This is a genomic window from Nonomuraea sp. B10E15 (assembly GCF_039871615.1).
Taxonomy (GTDB): domain Bacteria; phylum Actinomycetota; class Actinomycetes; order Streptosporangiales; family Streptosporangiaceae; genus Nonomuraea.
The window spans coordinates 122,991-139,452 of record NZ_JBDPMB010000005.1; the positions used below are offsets into that span (position 1 = coordinate 122,991).

Sequence of the window (16,462 nt, forward strand, 5' to 3'; positions counted from 1 at the left end):
ATGGCTGAACCGGTCGGCGCGCCCCTCGCCGCGCCCCTCGCCGCGCCGTTGACCGTGCCGCTCACCGTGCCGCTCACCTGGGGCCAGCAGGACATCTGGCGGGCCGTCCGCGCGGCCGAGCCGCAGGACCACTACCTGAGCATCGGCCGCGTGTTCGACGCCCCCAGGAAGCGGCCCGTCACCGTGGAGCGCGCCGCCCAGGCCCTCGACCGGCTGGTCGCCCGGCACGAGTCCCTGCGCACCCGGCTCGCCGGACCGCGCGACGCGCCGCTGCAGCGGATCTTCCCCGAGGCGCGGCCCGCCTTCGAGGTGACCGGGGACGAGCCGGCCCAGCAGGTGTGCGACCGGCTGGCCGCCGTGCCGTTCCGGTACGAGCAGGAGTGGCCGCTGCGGGTGGCGTTCGTGACGGAGGGAGCACACGTACGCCAGGTCGTCCTGGTCCTCAGCCACCTCGCCGCCGACGGCCACGCGGCCGACCTCGTCGTCAAGGACTTCCGGCTGCTCCTGCTGCGCGACTCCCTGCCGCCCCCGCAGGGCCCGACCCCCAGGGAACTGGCCGCCTGGCAGGGCTCGGCCGGGGGCCTGCGCCTGTCGCGCGAGACCATCGCCGCCTGGCTCGCCGAGCACGCCCGCCTCGATCCGGTCCCGCCGCCGTCCCACCCGCCGGGCCGGCCCCGGTTCGTGGAGGTCACCCTCCGCTCGACCGCCCTCGACGCCGCCGCGCAGGACGTCGCCGCCCGCAACCGGGTCAGCTCCTCGACCGTGCTGCTGGCGGCCGCGATGCGGCTGGCCGGCGGGCTCACCGGGCAGCGGTTCCACGGGATGCGGGTGATCGTGAACAACCGGTTCGCGGCCGGCCGCCGCGACGTGGTGGGCACGATCTCGCAGGAGGCGCTCGTGGTGCTCGACCTCCGTACGGAGTCGTTCGACGCGCTGGTACGCCAGGCGTGGGGGAGCGCGCTGCGCGCCTACCGGCTGGCCCAGTACGACCCGTGCGCGATGGCGGAGGCGGTCGGCGCCGCCGGGCCGGGGATCAGGTCGTTCGGCTGCTTCAACGACCAGCGGCTCGTGCAGGTGGACGGCGCGCCGCGTGAGCCCGTACCAGGAGTGACGGAGGTGGCCAGGACGGACGCGATGGACCGCAACATCTGCGACTTCCGCGTGCACGTCGGCGGCGAGCCAGGCCGGATGGAGGTGTCGTGCTACGCCGACACCGCGCTGCTGCCGCCGCCGGGGGCCGAGCGCTACCTGCTCGACCTGGAGACGCTGGTCGTGGGGGAGGCCCGCTCATGAGCCTGTACGCCACGGCGACGTCGTGCGCGCAGGGCGAGGCACTGCGCTTCCGCCTGCTCGACGAGGGCGGCGGGCCGATCAGGGTGGAGGACGTGCCGTCCGGGCGGACCGTCCTGGAGGGCGCCGCCGCGCCCGGGCCGGGCTGGACGCTGAAGGTGGGGGCGGACTGGCCCAGCTCGCTCTACCGAGCCGTCTACCACGAAATTCCGGCATATTTCGTCGTACGCAGTGTTATGGCCGCTTCGCCGATTCTGGTGTCGATCCCGTTCCCCACCTGGGAGGCGTACAACCGGCCCGGCGTCCCCGGCGAGGGCCTCTACCAGTCGGAGCAGCCCGACCGCGCCGTCAAGGTCACCTTCGACCGGCCGGGAGCCGGGCCGCAGATGGAGGAGTGGGAGCTGGGCCTGCTCCGCTGGCTCGCGCCGGCCGGCTACACCGTCGACTACTGCTCGGCCCTCGACCTGCACGGCGCCCCCGCCGGTCCTGCCCTCGACCGCCCTGACCTCGCCCCTCGCGAGGGCCCCGGCCCGCATGGGGGTCTCGACCTGCTGAGCCGCTACCGGCTGCTGGTCGTCAACGGGCACGACGAGTACTGGTCGTGGGAGATGCGGGACGCGGCCGAGGAGTTCGCCCGCCGCGGCGGCAACATCGCCATCTTCTCCGGCAACACCTGCTGGTGGCAGGTCCGTTTCGAGGACGACCTGCGGACCATGGTCTGCTACCGCGACGCCGTCGCCGACCCGATGGCCGCCACCGACCCTGGCCGCGTCACCGTCGAATGGCCCAGCGAGCCCGTCAACCGCCCGGAGAACCTCCTGACCGGCCTGTCCTTCAGGAACGGCGCCGGCTGCTGGGTCGACTCGCGCGTCATGGCCGAGGAGTCCTACACCGTCCGCTTCGCCGGGCACTGGGTGTTCGAGGGCGCCGGGCTGGCCGACGGCGACACGTTCGGGCGGGGGGCGATCGGTTACGAGACGGACGCCGCCGACCTCGACTGGGTGGACGGCGTCCCCCGGGCCTCCGGCCGCGACGGCGCGCCTGCGTCGCTCGTCGTGCTCGCCACCGCCGACCTCGCCCGCTGGCGCCGCTACGGCAGGGCCGGGGCGGCCACCATGAGCGTGCACCGCCTCGGCGCGGGCACCGTCTTCAACGCGGGCACCATCAACTGGGGCAACACCCTGCACGACCCGGCGCTGGCCCGGATCACCCGCAACGTCCTCGACCGCCTCTCCCAACCTCCGCCCGGACCCACCTGGGAACCGATCGGCCCCACCCCCGCCGTGCCCGCCCCGCGCGCCGGTGGCGTCCGGGCGCTGGTGTGTTGTGAGGGCCGGCTTTTCGCCGCCTGCGCGGACGGCACGCTCGCGTACCGGGACATCTCCGGCCAGAACCTTCCGTGGCGAACGATCGACGAGACGGACGCGATCGCCCTGGCCGCTCCGAGGGAGGGGCACGGCGGCCCGCCCGCCGGTCTCTACGGCGTCGCCCCCGACGCGACGATCCGCTACCGAGACCCCGTGCCGGGTCCCGCACCCTGGCAGGACGTCGGCCTGGCACCTGAGGGCACCACCGGACTCGCCGCCGCCGACGAAGCGTTGTTCGCCGTCACCACCGCGAACGAGCTCTGGCACCTCCCCGTCCGGCGGCTCCCCGCACACGACTGGACCCTGATCGGCCCGGCGCCCGGCGCAACGATCGGCCCGGAGATCGGCCCGGAGATCGGCCCGGAGATCGGCACAGTGGTCGGTTCGGCAGCCCTGGCCGCGATGAACGGCAGGTTGTTCGGCGTCGCCGGCGACCGTGTCCTCACCAGATCGGTGAGCCGCCACGAAACCCCATGGGCGGATCTCGGCCCCGCGGCCGGACAGACCGTCCTCGCCGCCGCGTCCGGCCGCCTCATCGGCACGGGCCCCGGCGGCGCTCTCCGCTGGCGGCCGATCGCATGAACGGGACCGGGCGCGCGGCCGGTGGTGGTCCGCGGGTGACGGCCGGGCGGGGGTGCTCTGCGGGGCCGGGTCAGGCGCGGTCGCTCTCGTACGCCAGCCACTGCGCGAAGGTGTGCAGCCCGTAGTCCAGCGTCACCTCGGCCCGCCAGCCCAGCTCCACACCTGCCCGCTCCACGTTGACCAGCGGCCCGCCGGGACTCTCCGACGTCTCCATGTGGACCGGCCGCACCGCCTTGGACACCGCCTCGGCCAGTTCCCGCATGCGCCACCGCCGCCGCCCCGCGACGTTGTACACCCGCCCCGCGACCCCGTTCTCCAGCGCCGCAAGGACCGCCTGAGCCACGTCCCGGACGTGCACGAGCTGCACGGGAGGGCCGTCGACGGGCGCCGGGCGGTTGAGCGACGAGCGCAGCACCAGCTCCGCCACGGCCCCTCGCTGGGGCATGCCGGGCCCGTACGGCTCGCCGAGCCGCAGCACCACGGAGCCCGGGGCGGCCGACTCGACGGCGCTGAGGGCCCGGGCCAGGGGTGTGGCCGCCGGGTCGACAGGCGTCTCCTCGTCCACCCACTTCCGCGCCGGATAGACGCGGCACGAGCTCAGCAGCACCCCGCCACGGCCGCCCGCGAAGGCGGCGCGGGCGAGCCGTACCTCCTCCTCGGGGTCCGCGTCCGCGTCCCAGCCGAGCGCGCAGACGTGCACCACGACGCCGGCATCGCCCCCGCCGCCCCCGGACAGGCGGAAGCCCCGGTCGGCCAGCGCGTCCGCCACGTGCTGCCGCACGAACGTCGCCGCGCCGCTCACGGCCACCCCGACGCGCTCCAGGGCGGCGGGCGGTGTGCGGGCGGTGGCCGGGAGCGGCCGGGGCCCGCGCGCGGCCGGCGCGCGGGAAAGCCCCGCTTCGAGGCCCGCCCGGGCGACGTCATGCATCTCCGGCCACAGCCGGGCGAGCTCGCGCGCCCCGAGCTCGTGGCAGAGCCCGCCGGGGCCCATGGTGGCCAGCGCCTCGTCCACGACCCGCGCGTCCCCGCGCGGCCCGCGGTGGACGACCCCCATCGTGTACGCCGCCAGCCACAGCGGGAAGTGCGGCCCGGCACCTGCCTGGTTCCGCAGCGGGCCCGCGTCGATCCCGAGGCCCGCCAGGTAGTCGTCGCAGCGCAGGTCCCGCCACCGGCCGGTCTCCGGCACGCGTACCGCGCACTGGGCCACGCCGCGCTTGAAGAACGGGATCACCGGCAGCCGGTCGAGCACCCGCTCCTCGCCCGCGCCGGCCGGCGGGTCGTCGGCGAAGAAGCACGGGGAGCGGCGCACCCCCTGGAAGTCGTTCTCCACCAGGCTGGCCAGGTCCTCGTGCTCGGCCAGGCTCGGCACCGCCACGTACACCGGCACGCCGGCCTGGCGCAGGTAGCGGCCCATGAGCACGTCGTCCGGCCAGGTCCCGCCCCGGTCCCCGGCCCATTCCACGTATCCCGCGGCGACGTGCCTGGGCAGCAGCAGCGCGGCCACCGGTGTGTACTCGCCCGCCCCGCGCACCCAGCGTGCCCCGGCCAGCGCGCCCATCCGCACGGCGGCGCCGTTGCGCGAGTTCCAGAACGCGAACAGGGCCAGCGCGGCGCCCGGCATGGCGCGCGCGGCGCGCTCGGCGCGCTCGAAGAACCGGCCGGACAGGGCCATGTCGTCGTGCAGCAGCACGTGGTGGGTGGCGTGCTCGGGGATGCTCGACCAGGCCAGCAGGGAGGTGCGGAACGCCGAGGGCGTGCCCGCGGGATCGGGGTCGGTCACGACGTCCAGGACGTCCCCGGCCAGCCGGGCGGCCGCCTCCCTGCGCCGGGGATGCGCCATCACCGCACCGGTCAGCCGCACCGTGGACGGCTTCAGGTGCCCAGGCATGCGCCGACCGCGAGCTCGTCCGACTCCAGCAGGCCGAGGGCGTCGCGCCGGTCGCCGCCCTCCCACTGGACCTCGCGTACCACCAGCAGCCCCGACCCGCACGCCACCAGCATCCCGCCGGTGCCGGTCGACCAGACGGGCGCGAGCACCGTGCCCGGGTGCTCCGCCCCCGCTCCCGGCCCGCCGTGCTCGATGAGGTCGGCGCTGTGCACGTACAGCCGCCGCCCCGCCACGGACGTGAACGCGCCCGGATAGGGGGCGGCCAGCGCGCGCACCCAGTCGTAGAGGTCGGAGGCGGGCCGCGACCAGTCGATCACCCCGTCGTCCGGCCGCCGTTTCTCCCACCACGACCCGCCGGGCTCCTGCGGCCGCGCCACCACCCGCCCGTCCAGCAGCAGCGGGATGTACGTCGCCAGCAGGTCGATGTTGATCTCGGTGACCTTGCGGTACACCGCGGTGACGTCGTCGCGCCGGCTGACGGTGAACTCCCGCTGCGCGATCAGGTCACCGGTGTCGGCGCCCTCGTCCAGGAAGAAGAGGCTGACCGCGCTCGTGGTGAGCCGCTTGATGATCGTCCAGGGCAGCGCGGCCCGTCCCCGCCCCTCGGGCAGCCGGGTGGGGTGCAGGCCGATCGACCCCCTCGGGCAGGCCGACAGCAGCGGCTCGCGGACGAGCTGCGACCATCCGGCGATGACGAACAGGTCCATGTCCTTGACCCGCTCGTAGGCCTGCCCGTCGTTGATGTCGTCCGTCTCCAGCAGCGGGATGCCGTGCTTGTCCGACGCCTCGCGCAGCGGCGCGTATCCGGAGCGGTGGCTGAGCCGCGGCGGGTAGCCGATCAGCAGCGACGGCGGCGTGCCCTGCGCGACCAGCACGTCCACGGCCGGGGCGGCGAACTCCATGCCGGTGGCGAACGCGAACGTCTTCACAGGACCTCCCTCAGCACCCCGAACGCCTCGGCGTGGGCGACGCCGATCTCCGCCCCGCGCAGCGTGGCCAGCGCCGTCACCGACTCCTCGCTCCTGATGTGCGGCGAGGGCCGGTGCTGGCTCTTGTAGCCGCGCAACGCGTCGAGCTTGCGCCGCAGGTGGGGGCCGATGTCGCAGTACGCCGTCGAGCGCGGGATCGGCTCCGAGGCCCACTGGATCTTCGACATCTCGTACATGAACACGTTGGGCACCAGCCACTTGCCGAACTGCGGCGCGATCGGCCGGGCCGCGGCGAAGGCGGCGTGGAACACCGCGCAGTGGTCCTGGTCGTAGTCGGCGAAGCTGGGCAGCAGCAGCAGGTCGGGCCGCCGCTCGTTGAGTGCCTGCTCGAACAGGTCGACCAGTTCCCTGCGCGGCAGCGTGTCGAGCCGTTCGGTCAGCCCGCGGTCCCCGTACGCGATCTCGTACGTGAAGCCGAGCACGTCGCGCACGTTCTCGATCTCGTCCAGGCGCTGGCGGTAGGTGGTGGCCCCGTCGAGCCCGTAGTGGCGCATGCCGTCCACGGCCAGGTACAGGACGTGCACCTCGGCTCCGGCGTCGGCCTGCGCCGCCATCAGGCCGCCGCAGCCCAGAACCTCGTCGTCGGCGTGGGGGGAGATCACCAAGACGCGGTCAAAGCGGCGCATTCACTGCCCTTCGGTCCTCTCTGGCACGGTAGTAGTCGGCGGTGCTCAGGATCAGCTCGTCGAGCGGGATCCGGGGCCGCCAGCCCAGGTCGGTGGCCGCCCTGAGCGCGGGGATCTTGTGGAACGACTCGGCCTCCGCGTAGTGGGGGCCGTGCACGCTCCTGCCGTCCACCCTGACGATGGGGGAGGGGCTGGCGAGCAGGCTCTTGACGCGTTGCGCCAGGTCCATGATGGTGACGGCGTTGGCGGGGTTGCCGACGTTGATGATGACCTCGTCGCCCTGCAGCGCCAGGTCCATGTAGCCGGTGAGGAAGCCCGTCAGGTCGCCCGCCGCGATGAACGCCCTGATCTGGTCACCGCCCGCGAAGACGGTGATGGGCCGCCCGGCCAGCGCCTGCTGCACGAACGTCGGCATCACGAACCCGCCGGCCCGCGACTGCCGCGTCCCGGCCACGTTGAACGGCCGGATGACGATCCCGCGCAACCCGTGCCTGCGGCTGTTGCAGACCATCGCCTCGGCGAGGGTCTTGGCGACCGCGTACTCGATGCGGGTGTTGTACTGCGTCGGGACGACGATGTCGTCCTTCTCGTCCAGGACGCCGCTGCGGCCGTACACCTCGGCGGAGCTGAACACGCACAGCGGCGTCCCCGCGTTCATGCACGCTTCGATGACCGGCGCGGTGCTCCCGATGATGTCGTGGCCGAGCCGTCCCGCCCGTGACAGGATGCTGGCCGGGCCCACGTAGGAGGCGGCGTGGATGACCCGGTCCACGCCCGCGAAGTCGCCGCCCGCGGCCAGGTAGTCCTCGACGCGCTCCCTGATGACGGCGCATCGGGGGTCGGCGTCGTAGTCCTCGCCGTCGATGACCGCGCCGGCGTTCGAGTCGATGATCCGTACGCGGTGGCCGGCCGCGAGGTAGGCGTCCACGAGATGAGAGCCGATGAAACCGAGACCGCCGGTGATGACGACTTCGCCACCTGGTGCTCGCACGGACCCGCCTTTCCCGCTCGAGGAAAACGGTCACACGGGGCTATGTAGCCCCTTTGTCATCTAGGCGGGATTAAAACAGTTTTCGCCCTTCTTGTCACCCATGGCCACAACTTTTCACCGGGCCCGGGTATCGGCACGTCCACGCGGCTAGATCGTGCCCCAGACCGGCGTGCCGGGGTCGGGCGGAGGAAGGGTCTCGAGGATGGCCAGCACGCTCTCCCAGTCGGCCACCGCGACGCTGCCGGACATCGCCCGCAGCCGGGTGGCGATCTCCTGGTGCGCGGAGTGGAACACGTCGATGCCCTCCATGACCTGGCCGGTGACCGCTTCGTACCCCATGCCGCCGCCCTGGCCCTTGAAGAAGGTCACGCCCTCCTTGCCGTCGCCCCAGAAGTCGCCGATGGCGTCGAGTTCCTCCCCCATCAGCGTGACGAACGCGGCTAACTCGCCGGCCTCGATCTCGAACGCCTCCGCCGACGATTCGATCCCCGGTCGGTCGATCTCCATGTGGGTCCCTTCATTGCGCGGGTTTGTGAGCCATGGCGAAATACACCAGCGTCCTGCCGATGGTCTCCTTCAAGGTGGGGACGAGCTCGGCGCCCGTCTCCCCGCTCAGGACGTCGTACGTGGGGCCGTAGCCGATCGATCCGCCGGCCAGCCGGCTCAGGTAGTACTGCACGTCAGGGTTGGCGCTCACCCTCTTCACGAGGGGCGCCGCGGCGTCGAACACGCCGTAGAAGGCGACCGACGCGGCGAACTCCTTCATCGCGCGCGTCGCGTTCTCCTCGAACGACCCGACGTCCTCGCCCCGCAGCGCCTTGACCCCCGCCATCACCGACACGTCGCCGACCGCGAAGATGGCGCTGCCGAGGGAGTACTCCGTCAGCTTGCTCAGCACGATCCTGGCGATGCTGTGCTCCAGCAGCTTCGCCAGCATGCCCGCCTGCGCCCGGCGCATGAGGAACTGGGTGACCTGGTACGCCGCTCCCGCCTGCCAGGGAAAGGTGGCGATGTAGACGAAGCTGGCGAAGTTGGCCATGGCGAGCGTCTCGTACGTGCGCCGCGCCGCGTCGACCAGGTCGGCGAACTCCTCGCAGGCCGCGGCGTTCTGCCGGCAGCGGCGGCCGAGCCTGGCGGCGTACCCCGCGCCCTCGTCCGCGGGATACAGATCGGCGGCGACGGCGCGCTTGTAGGCGTCCACCCCGTCGCCGCCGTTGCGCCGCCAGACGGCCTCGGCCGCGGGGAACGTGTGGCGCGGGCTCTGCTCGATGCGGTCGGCGAGCCGTCTCCAGACGCCGGCGGCCTGGCGGGCCTTGGCGGGATCCCCTTTCGGATAGTCGACGGCGAGCATCTGGAAGACGAAGCCGGCCAGTCCGAGGGTCCCGAAACCGAGGATGCCCGCGCGGCCGAAGTTGAACTTCAACGCCTGCGACCCCCGCGGGGGTCGTCCTGCATGCCGTCGTCCAGCGGCGTTCCGGCGAGGAACGGAGTCACCAGGTCGGCCGCCGCCTGCCCGGCGTCGCGCGCCGCCTCGCCCGCCGCCTCCAGGATGGCTTCGGCAAGCGCCTCCGAGCCGAGGCGCATGGCACGCGGGTCGATGGTGAGCCCGGTGAGCCCGCCGGTCTGTGAGGTCTCGGCGACCACGCGTCCCTGCGCCGCCTCGCCGCGGCCCTTGACCGCGGTGACCTGCTCGTTCAGCCGCTCCAGCGCCGCCACGTCCTCGTGGTAGCCCTTGAGCAGCCTTCCGAGCTCCTGATCTCCTGCTGCGTCGAGAGGCTCCGCCGGTGGTGTCATCCCCGTCTCCTGGCTCACAACCCTGCCCTGGCACGTCGCTGCTGTCATTGAAGATCTTCTACCTTATCCACAAACAAAGCCGGACATATATGGACGTCCCGGACCTTTTGCGTGGGCCGTCCGCCGGGCGGCGGCGCGTGAACCCCGGCGGGCGCGGTGCTTCGCCTATCCTGGTCGCCTACGCTGACCTTGGGAGACATCGCCGATGTCCATGGAGCTCGACCTCGTGCCCAGCGGCCTCGCGCGGGTCATCGACGAGCTGCCGCTGGTCGACCACCACGTGCACGGCGCCACCACCCGCGACCTGCCGCGCAGGGCGTTCGAGGAGATGATCGGCGAGTCCGACCGGCCGGTGCCCGAGTGGATGACCCGCTTCGACTCCCAGCTCGGTTACGCGATCCTGCGCCACTGCGCGCCCGTGCTCGGCCTCGCCCCGCACTGCGCGCCGGAGGAATACCTGGCCAGGCGGGCCAGGCTCGGCACCGGCGAGGTCAACCGGCTGCTGCTGACGGCCTGCGGCGCCGGGCACTTCCTCGTCGAGACCGGCTACCGCGGCGACGAGCTCCTCGGGCCGGCCGGCATGGCCGAGGCCAGCGGCTCGCCCGCCGACGAGGTGGTGCGGCTGGAGACCGTGGCCGAGCAGGTCGCCGCCGCCGGATGCGAGGCGGGCGCGTTCGCCGGCCGGTTCGCGGAGGCCCTGTGGGAGCGCGCCCGCACGGCGCGCGGGCTCAAGACCATCGTCGCCTACCGGCACGGCCTCGACTTCGACCCCGAGCCGCCCCCGGCGGCGGAGGTCGCCGAGGCCGCCGGGCGCTGGCTGGCCGGGGGAGGCGGGCGGCTGGACGATCCCGTGTTGCTGCGGCACCTGATCTGGGCCGGGCTCGACCAGGGGCTGCCCCTGCAGTTCCACATCGGCTACGGCGACCCCGACATCGACCTGCGCCGCTCCGACCCGCTGCTGCTGCGCGGCCTCATCGAGCGGGCCGAGCCCACCGGGGTGCCGCTGGTGCTGCTGCACTGCTACCCCTACCACCGGCACGCGGGGCTGCTGGCGGAGGCGTACCCGAACGTCTTCTTCGACGTGGGCCTCGGGGTCCCCCACACGGGGGCGCGGAGCACCGCGCTGGTGGCCGAGAGCCTCGAGGTGGCGCCGTTCTCGAAGGTGCTCTTCTCCTCCGACGCCTGGGGCCCGGCCGAACTGCACCTTCTCGGAGCCCTGTTGTGGCGGCGGGCGATGGCGCGCGTGCTCGGCGGGTTCGTGGCCGAGGGGGAGTGGTCGGCCGCCCAGGCGGCGCGGGTGGCCTCGATGATCGGCGTCGAGAACGCCCGCCGCGTCTACGACCTGGGCCCCGGCACGTGAACGGAGCACCGGACAGACAACGCGACCATGACGAAACCGCGGCGAAGCCCTAGGCTCGGCGGCGATGGACCTCGAAAGCTTCCGCCCCGGTTCCGGCCTGCTCGAACCCCGCGCGGCCCTCCGTTCCGACGCCCCCGCCATCGACCTCAACGGCACGTGGCGCTTCCGCCTCTCGCCCGTGGCCGGCGTCCCCGACGACTTCGCCCGGCCCGACTACGACGACGCCGGCTGGCACGACCTGCCCGTCCCCAGTCACTGGCCGCTGCACGGCCACGGCGCCCCCGCCTACACCAACGTCTCCTACCCGTTCCCCGTCGACCCGCCCCATGTGCCAGGGGAGAACCCCACGGGCGACTACCGCCGCGCGTTCGACCTGCCCGAGGGGTGGACGGGCGGCCGCCTGCGGTTCGACGGCGCCGAATCCTTCGCCAGGGTCTGGCTCAACGGCCACGAGCTGGGCTTCTGGACCGGAAGCAGAGTGCCGGCCGAGTTCGACGCCGGCCCGTGGCTGCAGCCGGGACGCAACGTGCTCGCCGTGCGCGTGCACCAGTGGTCGGCCGCGAGCTACCTGGAAGACCAGGACATGTGGTGGCTGCCGGGCATCTTCCGCGACGTCACGCTCACCCGCTCCACCGCCGACGTCTTCGTGCACGCGTCCTACGCCGACGGGCGCGGCACGCTCCGCTTCGACGGCGAGGGCACCCTGAGCGTCCCCGAGCTCGGCGTCGCCGGGCTGGAGCCGGGCGCCGAGATCACGGTCGAGGCGGAGCCGTGGACGGCCGAGACCCCCCGCCTGTACGACGCCGTGCTGGCCTGTCCGGGCGAGGCCGTGCACCTGCGCGTCGGCTTCCGGACGATCTCCATCGCGGACGGCGTGCTCCTCGCCAACGGGCGCCCGCTGCTGCTCAAGGGCGTCAACCGGCACGAGTTCCACCCCCGGCACGGCCGCGCGGTCACCTACGAGACGATGCGCGAGGACGTGCTGCTGATGAAGCGGCACAACGTCAACGCCGTCAGGACCAGCCACTACCCGCCGCACCCCGCCTTCCTCGACCTGTGCGACGAGCTGGGCCTGTGGGTGATCGACGAGTGCGACCTCGAGACCCACGGATTCGGCCAGGTCGGCTGGTACGGCAACCCCACCGACGACCCCCGCTACGCCGACGCGCTGCTCGACCGCATGCGCCGCATGGTCGAACGCGACAAGAACCACCCCAGCGTCATCATGTGGTCGCTCGGCAACGAGGCGGGCGTCGGCAGGAATCTGGCCGTCATGTCCGCATGGACCCGCGAGCGCGACCCGTCCCGCCCGCTGCACTACGAGGGTGACCGTTCCTGCGCGCACACCGACGTCTACTCGCGGATGTACGCCTCCCACGCCGAGGTCGAGGCCATCGGCCGTTACGAGGAGGAGGCGCTCGACGACCCCGGCCAGGACGCGCGGCGGCGGGCGATGCCGTTCCTGCAGTGCGAGTACGCCCACGCCATGGGCAACGGGCCCGGCGGGCTGGCCGAGTACCAGGAGTTGTTCGAGCGTTACCCGCGGCTGGCCGGCGGGTTCGTCTGGGAGTGGATCGACCACGGGCTCGAGCACCCCGACCACGAGTACGCCTACGGCGGCGACTACGGCGAGCCCGTGCACGACTCCAACTTCGTGATCGACGGGCTCGTGTTCCCCGACCGCACGCCGTCCCCCGGGCTGCTCGACCTGAAGAAGGTGTTCGAGCCGGTCCGGTTCGAGTTCGGCGACGGGGTCGTGCGCATCGTCAACGGACACGGCTTCCGGGACCTGTCCCACCTGGAGTTCGTCGCCTCGGTGGAGGTGGAGGGCGAGACCGTCGCCGAGCACCGGCTCGACGTGCCCGCCGGCGGCGGCGAGTGCAAGGTGCCCGGCGCGAGCGGCCCCGACGGCGAACGGTGGCTGACCGTGCGCGCCGTGCTCGCCCGCGACGAGCCGTGGGCGCGGGCCGGCCACGAGGTCGCGTGGGGGCAGGCGCTGCTCGTCCGGCACCCCGCCCGCTTCGAACGGCCGGCCGCGGCGCTCGTGCGCGGCGGCTCGGAGATCACCGCCGGCGACTGCGCGTTCGACGCCGCGTCGGGCCGGCTCGTCCGGCTCTTCGGGATCGACGTCGAAGGCCCGCGGCTCGACCTGTGGCGGCCGCCCACCGACAACGACAGGTACGGCGGGCTCGAAGGCGCCTGGCGCGGGCTCGGCCTGCACCGGCTCACGCACCGGGTCGACGCGGTCGAACAGGGCGACGAGCTGACCGTCCGCACCCGGGTCGCGCCCGCGGCCACCGACCACGGGATCCGGGCGACGTACCGGTGGACGTTCGACGGCGGGCTCCGGCTGCTCCTCGACATCGAGCCCACCGGCGACTGGAGCGACCCGATCCCGCGGCTCGGCGTCACCATGTCGCTGCCCCGCACCTTCGACCGGGTCACGTGGTTCGGGATGGGGCCCGGCGAGGCGTACCCGGACACCGGGCTGGCCGCCCGCGTGGGCCGCTGGTCGGCCACGATCGACGAGCTCCAGACGCCGTACGTCCAGCCGCAGGAGAACGGCCACCGCGCCGAGGTGCGGTGGGCCGACCTCGGCGGGTTCAGGGTCACGGGGGATCCCGTGTTCGGGATGACGGCGCGCCCGTGGAGCAACGACGCGCTGACCCGCGCCCGCCACCGGCCCGACCTGGTGGCGGACGACCGCGTGCACCTCCACCTGGACCTCGCGCACCAGGGCGTCGGCACCGCCACCTGCGGCCCCGGGGTGCTGCCCGCGTACGAGCTGCGGGCCCGCCGGTCGACGCTCCGGATCCGCTTCGACCGGACCTGACCCCGGCGGGCCGGGCCCCGCGCGCCGCGGGACCCGGCCCTGGCACCCGCACCCGCACCCGGCCCTGGCACCCGCACCCGCACCCGGCCCTGGCACCCGCACCCGCACCCGCACCCGGCCCTGGCACCCGGACCCGGTCCTCGCACCCGGACCCGACGACGGCAGGCCGGGCCGCCGTCGCCGCGCACCCGCGAGACCGTCCGGACCGGCCGAGCCTGACCAGGCTGACCGGTCCGGAGCGGGATCGTCAGTCGGGCACGGTGAGGATCGTGCCCGCGCCGACCGTCAGCCCGCCCTCGCGGATCGCGAAGCCGAGCCCGGGCTCCAGCGCCACCGCCTTGCCCAGCTCCACCGCCACCTCCACCGTGTCGCCCGGCTGCGCCGGCTCGGGCAGCGCCAGCTCGCCGGGCACGTCGGTCGTGCGCACGTAGAACTGCGGCCGGTACCCGGACACGACCGGCCTGCGCCGCCCGCCCTCCTCCGCGGTCAGGAGGTAGACGCGGGCGGTGAACGACGAGCGGGCCCGCTGGGTGCCCGGCGCGGCCAGCACCATCCCCCGCCGCACCTGCTCGCGGCGCACGCCGCGCAGCAGCACGGCGGCGTTGTCGCCGGCCTCGCCCCGCTCCATCGTCTTGCCGAACGTCTCCACGCCCGTGACGACGGCGCCGAACCCCTCGCCGAACCCGACGGCGTCCACCGCGTCGCCGACGCGCACCGCGCCACGCTCGATGGCTCCGGTGACGACCGTGCCGCGGCCGGTGACCGTCAGCACGTTCTCCACCGGCATGAGGAACGGCGCGTCGACGTAGCGCACCGGCACGGGGATGTGCTCGTCCACCGCCGTGAGCAGCGCGTCGACCGAAGCCGTCCAGACCGGGTCGCCCTCCAGCGCCCGCAGCCCGGACACCCGCACCATCGGGACGCCGTCGTAGCCCTGCCCGGTGAGCAGGTCCTGCAGCTCCAGCTCCACCAGGTCGAGCAGCTCCGGGTCGGCGCCGTCGGCCTTGTTGACGGCCACCACCAGGTGCTCGACGCCGACCCGCCTGGCGAGCAGCACGTGCTCCCTGGTCTGCGGCATGATCCCGTCGTGCGCGGACACGACGAGGATCGCGCCGTCGAGCTGCGCCGCCCCCGTGATCATGTTCTTCACGTAGTCGGCGTGCCCCGGCATGTCCACGTGCGCGTAGTGCCTGGTGGCGGTCTCGTACTCGACGTGCGAGATGTTGATCGTGATCCCCCTGGAGGCCTCCTCCGGGGTCCTGTCGATCCGCTCGAACGGCGTGAACGTCGCCTGCCCCCGCGCGGCGAGCACCTTGGTGATCGCCGCGGTCAGCGTGGTCTTGCCGTGGTCGACGTGGCCCATCGTGCCGATGTTGAGGTGCGGCTTGTTGCGCACATAGGCCTGCTTGGCCATGATTCCCTCTCTTGAGACTCCCGAGCTTCGTGACCCGTCAGGGCCGGTCGACCTCCCCCCGCCGGGTCACTTCAGGACGAACGGGAAGAGGTCAGCGCTCCAGGCCGTCGCAGGCACGCTCGAACGCGCCCGCCGGCAGGGCGGGCGTCGTCAGGTGAGCGCGCGGGAACATGCGGAACATAGTGCGTGGATCAGCACGGCAACGCAACACATTATTCCCGTGCGCCGTGTCCGGCTGTCGTGGGCGCGCAGCGGCCGCTCCTGGACGGCACGGGACAGGGGAAAGCGTCACAGGTGTTCAGGTCCGGACTGACTCCGGGGCCATGCTCAGGCTCAGGGCAGGCCGAACTCGTTCTTGTTCACGCCGTCAAGGAACGCCTTCCACTCCCGGTGGTTGAACACCAGCACGGGGCCATCCGGGTCCTTACTGTCGCGCTCGGGCACAATGCCAGGGAGATCGCGTGCACTTGCTCGATCAGCGCGCTGGAATCGCTTGCCGATAGTGCTGTGCGCGCAAATGATCAAATGGTGTATATCGTCCTACTTCGTACGGTTTTTTCAAGGCGTGGTCGCCGGCGGAGTGCTGTCAACCAAGAGGTACATCTATGATCGATTCTGCTTATCTGGAGTGGTTTAGTCAGCACACTTCGGACGTCGTCGTCTTGACTTGGTGTTCCGCCACCAAGATCGATGATGTTCTGGCGGCCTATGGCATCTCGCCCGAGAGCGCTCAGCGGGCATACTTCGGTGATTGGGGCCTCCGCATGCTCATCGGGCGCCTCGGCAACGGCGCCGTCATCATGGACTACAGCGTTGATCCCACCACCCGCGCAGCTCTTCCCGCCCTGGCGCAGTACGGTCCTTGTCTGAGTATTCAATGGATCGACGACGTCCCACCGTTAGTCTCTTACCGCACGGAAACCGGCCTCGTCGTCGAGTTCGACGCGATGGATCGGGACTGGGATCCAGTTCCCGATCTCGCCAGTGTCGAGCGATGGATCACCGCGACCCCGGCCGGCCGGGAAACGTGGGCCAACAGCTGGGGTCTCGCCACATTGATCACCGCCGAAGCACTGTGCCGTGCTGCGATTGACGACGAATGGGCAAGATCCGCACACATCGGCGTTCCATTCGATTCTTCAGCCGGCTGAGTGGTGTGAATGATTCCGTTGGCGGGTGAGCACCGACCGGTGGCCGTCCGGCCGGCGAACGTACGCCGCACCAACCTGACCACCGGGACAGGGGTCCGTCCTGTGCCGCTTTTCTTCCCCGGCCACTCAGCCAGCACCTCGTGGACCGCCTCCACGTGCGGGTGGTTCGGCCACCGT

The 16,462-nt window shown here is 72.7% G+C and carries 14 protein-coding genes; 5 read left to right on the forward strand and 9 right to left on the reverse strand.

The genetic code is table 11. The features are described from left to right. Window positions 1-1,293, forward strand: coding sequence for a condensation domain-containing protein (locus tag ABGB14_RS18415; protein ID WP_347644894.1), 1,293 nt, complete (start codon window positions 1-3; stop codon window positions 1,291-1,293). Then, entirely contained in the window at window positions 1,290-3,239 is a 1,950-nt protein-coding gene (locus ABGB14_RS18420; RefSeq protein WP_347644895.1) for a N,N-dimethylformamidase beta subunit family domain-containing protein, read from the forward strand. Before ABGB14_RS18415 ends, ABGB14_RS18420 begins: the two co-directional genes overlap by 4 nt. A gap of 70 nt (window positions 3,240-3,309) precedes the next feature. Here ABGB14_RS18420 and ABGB14_RS18425 read toward each other — a convergent pair whose 3' ends face one another. From ABGB14_RS18425 to ABGB14_RS18455, 7 genes are all read right to left on the reverse strand, one after another. After that, a complete protein-coding gene (locus ABGB14_RS18425) occupies window positions 3,310-5,127 on the reverse strand; it encodes an NAD-dependent epimerase/dehydratase family protein (protein ID WP_347644896.1) in 1,818 nt (605 codons plus the stop codon). Beyond that, a complete protein-coding gene (locus ABGB14_RS18430) occupies window positions 5,112-6,056 on the reverse strand; it encodes a methionyl-tRNA formyltransferase (protein WP_347644897.1) in 945 nt (314 codons plus the stop codon). Before ABGB14_RS18430 ends, ABGB14_RS18425 begins: the two co-directional genes overlap by 16 nt. Further along, the gene (locus ABGB14_RS18435) at window positions 6,053-6,742 is read right to left on the reverse strand and encodes a PIG-L family deacetylase (RefSeq protein WP_347644898.1); all 690 of its coding nucleotides are present in this window, start codon (window positions 6,740-6,742) and stop codon (window positions 6,053-6,055) included. The genes ABGB14_RS18430 and ABGB14_RS18435 overlap by 4 nt, the downstream gene beginning before the upstream one ends. Next, window positions 6,729-7,733 carry an NAD(P)-dependent oxidoreductase gene (locus ABGB14_RS18440; protein ID WP_347644899.1) on the reverse strand — a complete coding sequence of 335 codons (1,005 nt, stop codon included), beginning with the start codon at window positions 7,731-7,733 and terminating at the stop codon, window positions 6,729-6,731. Before ABGB14_RS18440 ends, ABGB14_RS18435 begins: the two co-directional genes overlap by 14 nt. A gap of 147 nt (window positions 7,734-7,880) precedes the next feature. After that, entirely contained in the window at window positions 7,881-8,240 is a 360-nt protein-coding gene (locus ABGB14_RS18445; RefSeq protein ID WP_347644900.1) for a hypothetical protein, read from the reverse strand. A gap of 10 nt (window positions 8,241-8,250) precedes the next feature. Beyond that, a complete protein-coding gene (locus tag ABGB14_RS18450; RefSeq protein WP_347644901.1) occupies window positions 8,251-9,156 on the reverse strand; it encodes a hypothetical protein in 906 nt (301 codons plus the stop codon). Then, on the reverse strand, window positions 9,153-9,527 hold the full coding sequence (locus ABGB14_RS18455; protein WP_347644902.1) for a YbaB/EbfC family nucleoid-associated protein: 375 nt from the start codon (window positions 9,525-9,527) through the stop codon (window positions 9,153-9,155). Before ABGB14_RS18455 ends, ABGB14_RS18450 begins: the two co-directional genes overlap by 4 nt. A gap of 205 nt (window positions 9,528-9,732) precedes the next feature. Here ABGB14_RS18455 and ABGB14_RS18460 point away from each other — a divergent pair, with 205 nt between their 5' ends. Then, complete coding sequence (locus tag ABGB14_RS18460; RefSeq protein WP_347644903.1) at window positions 9,733-10,887, forward strand: amidohydrolase family protein; 1,155 nt, start codon at window positions 9,733-9,735, stop codon at window positions 10,885-10,887. A gap of 64 nt (window positions 10,888-10,951) precedes the next feature. Continuing rightward, window positions 10,952-13,720: a glycoside hydrolase family 2 TIM barrel-domain containing protein gene (locus tag ABGB14_RS18465; RefSeq protein WP_347644904.1), complete on the forward strand. Its 2,769-nt coding sequence runs from the start codon at window positions 10,952-10,954 to the stop codon at window positions 13,718-13,720. Between the two features lie 247 nt (window positions 13,721-13,967). Here the strand turns inward: ABGB14_RS18465 and tuf are convergent, their stop codons facing one another. After that, window positions 13,968-15,134, reverse strand: a complete 1,167-nt coding sequence (gene tuf / locus ABGB14_RS18470; RefSeq protein WP_347644905.1) for an elongation factor Tu — start codon at window positions 15,132-15,134, stop codon at window positions 13,968-13,970. A 333-nt stretch (window positions 15,135-15,467) separates the two neighbouring features. Next, the gene (locus ABGB14_RS18475; RefSeq protein WP_347644906.1) at window positions 15,468-15,659 is read right to left on the reverse strand and encodes a DUF397 domain-containing protein; all 192 of its coding nucleotides are present in this window, start codon (window positions 15,657-15,659) and stop codon (window positions 15,468-15,470) included. Between the two features lie 80 nt (window positions 15,660-15,739). On the opposite strand from ABGB14_RS18475, the gene ABGB14_RS18480 reads away from it, so the two are divergent. Further along, window positions 15,740-16,285 (forward strand): hypothetical protein, encoded by a 546-nt coding sequence (locus tag ABGB14_RS18480; RefSeq protein WP_347644907.1) that lies wholly within the window; start codon window positions 15,740-15,742, stop codon window positions 16,283-16,285. The last annotated feature ends 177 nt before the right edge of the window (window positions 16,286-16,462 follow it).